Raw genomic sequence first — 2,586 nt, forward strand, 5'->3', positions numbered from 1 at the left:
CCAGTAGATCCAGTCGATCCGGTAGGTCCAGTAGGTCCAGTAGGTCCAGTGTCGCCAGTAGATCCAGTAGCACCGGTAGGTCCAGTAGGTCCAGTAGGTCCAGTGTCGCCAGTAGATCCAGTCGATCCGGTAGGTCCAGTAGGTCCAGTAGGTCCAGTGTCGCCAGTAGATCCAGTAGCACCGGTAGGTCCAGTAGGTCCAGTGTCGCCAGTAGGTCCAGTAGCACCGGTAGATCCCGTTGGTCCAGTAGCGCCAGTTGAGCCAGTAGGCCCTGTTGATCCAGTAGCGCCAGTGTCACCAGTAGATCCGGTAGTTCCAGTAGCACCAGTAGATCCAGTGTCACCAGTAGGTCCGATAGGTCCAGTGTCGCCAGTAGGTCCCATTAATCCAGTAGCACCAGTAGATCCAGTGTCACCAGTAGATCCAGTGTCACCAGTAGATCCAGTGTCACCAGTAGATCCAGTGTCACCAGTAGTTCCAGTAGCACCAGTAGATCCAGTGTCACCAGTAGGTCCAGTAGCACCGGTAGCGCCAGTTGAGCCTGTAGCGCCGGTAGGTCCAGTGTCACCGGTAGCGCCAGTAGATCCAGTAGCACCAGTAGGTCCCGTTGGTCCAGTAGATCCGGTAGGTCCAGTGTCGCCAGTAGGTCCAGTAGATCCAGCAGCGCCGGTAGGTCCAGTGTCACCAGTCGATCCAGTAGCACCGGTAGGTCCCGTTGGTCCAGTGTCGCCAGTAGGTCCAGTAGATCCGGTAGGTCCAGTGTCACCAGTGGGTCCAGTAGATCCAGTAGCGCCAGTGTCGCCAGTAGGTCCAGTAGCACCGGTAGATCCCGTTGGTCCAGTAGGTCCGGTAGCACCAGTAGGTCCAGTAGCGCCGGTAGGTCCAGTGTCACCAGTAGGTCCAGTCGATCCAGTAGCACCGGTAGATCCCGTTGGTCCAGTAGGTCCGGTAGCGCCAGTCGATCCAGTAGCGCCGGTAGGTCCAGTGTCGCCAGTAGGTCCAGTAGATCCAGTAGTACCGGTAGCGCCAGTGTCGCCAGTAGGTCCAGTAGCGCCGGCAGGTCCAGTGTCACCAGTAGGTCCAGTAGCACCGGTAGCGCCAGTGTCACCAGTAGTTCCAGTAGATCCAGTAGCACCAGTAGGTCCAGTAGGTCCAGTAGGTCCGGTAGCACCAGTAGCGCCAGTGTCACCAGTAGTTCCAGTAGCACCAGTAGTTCCAGTAGATCCAGTAGCACCAGTAGTTCCAGTGTCACCAGTAGGTCCAGTAGTTCCCGTTGATCCAGTAGCGCCAGTAGGTCCAAGTGGACGTGTTTGATTGCAACAATATGCACAGCAACATTGAGCCTCTCTAATTAAGCGGCCTTGTCCTGTAAGATTCCCTTTGCAACGACAAGGGTAATAGTTACATGTTTTGCAAATTTTATACCTAAAATAATTTTCAAAATTAATAAGCTCACCTCCTCTCTCAACTATTGTATTCAGTGGATAATGTAGAGAAAGAAGACAAGTAACTAAATTGATTAATCAAAAAAGTGAAATGCGATGTAGGTTGTAGTGATGATTAAATAATAAGGAAGTTGCAAAGGTATAAATGGCAAATATACATATTAAAGCTGGTATGTATATTTATAAAAACTGCTTTATCCTGATAATCACAAAGGATTGGATTTCTTTCTGCTTAATCTAAGTAAAGATGGTTTGGTAACAAAGGAGGGGATGTATGTAAACATTAAAGGTTGTCATATCTATTTACGAGTCTTCGCCTGATTTATTTTAAGTGCTTAATTTAGGAAAAAAAGGGATAGTAGAAAGTGATTTAATGTAAAATAATTTTCTTCAATTTAAAAGGCAACTCTCTATCCATATTTGAATAAAAAGTTGCCCTTCTCAATTATTGTTGTAGTGAAATCAATGGTTTGTATATTACTTGGTACAACAATCTGTTATTACATAATTTTTTTAAATTAGCTAATTGAAAGGCCTGCGCTTGCATAACCTTCAACAACAGTAATTGCACCAAGGGTAGTAGTCACAGAGAATACCATTAATAGTCTTGTTTGAGCTGTTACTGGTATGTTTAATCCTGTAGTGATACCAGAACTAATTGTTCCTATGCCGATAATCCCTGTTAGAGCTGGAGCTAATGTTACAGTAGCGCCTGAAACAGGAGCGAACAAGTTATTTGGTGTAGGTGATGAATATAGTTGTGCCGTGATTGTTGCAGTTGGTCCAAGAAGAGTTAGTGCCAATGTAGTACTGAAGAAGGCACTCATTGAAGTAATTGTACCTGCTCGAGGAACTGAAAAGGCAAAGTTAAGCAGTGTGCCAGCAGAACCGGTAAGGTCAATTGTCGTACCTATCAAGCTAACATTTGGTGCAGAGTTTCCAAATCCGATTAAACTAGGTGTGCCAACGAGACCACCTAAAATAGTCGAAAGTGAAACAGGGATACCTGATGCAAATGGAATTATTGTGCTGCTACCAGCAGGCCCAGTGCCACCAGTACTGCCAGTAGCGCCCGTGCTGCCAGTAGCGCCCGTGTTACCAGTAGCGCCCGTGTTACCAGTAGCGCCCGTGTTACCAGTAG

At 47.6% G+C, this 2,586-nt stretch carries 2 protein-coding genes; one reads left to right on the top strand and one right to left on the bottom strand.

The annotated features are described in order from the left end of the window. A partial coding sequence (locus ACIQ2D_RS17850; protein WP_402866404.1) for a collagen-like domain-containing protein occupies positions 1 to 1,314 on the top strand: 1,314 nt, incomplete at its 5' end. A gap of 649 nt (positions 1,315 to 1,963) precedes the next feature. Here the strand turns inward: ACIQ2D_RS17850 and ACIQ2D_RS17855 are convergent. Beyond that, on the bottom strand, positions 1,964 to 2,586 hold a 623-nt coding region (locus tag ACIQ2D_RS17855), incomplete at its 5' end, for an exosporium glycoprotein BclB-related protein (protein ID WP_402866407.1).

The sequence above is a fragment of the Lysinibacillus sp. NPDC097287 genome, assembly GCF_044761695.1.
Lineage (GTDB): Bacteria > Bacillota > Bacilli > Bacillales_A > Planococcaceae > Lysinibacillus.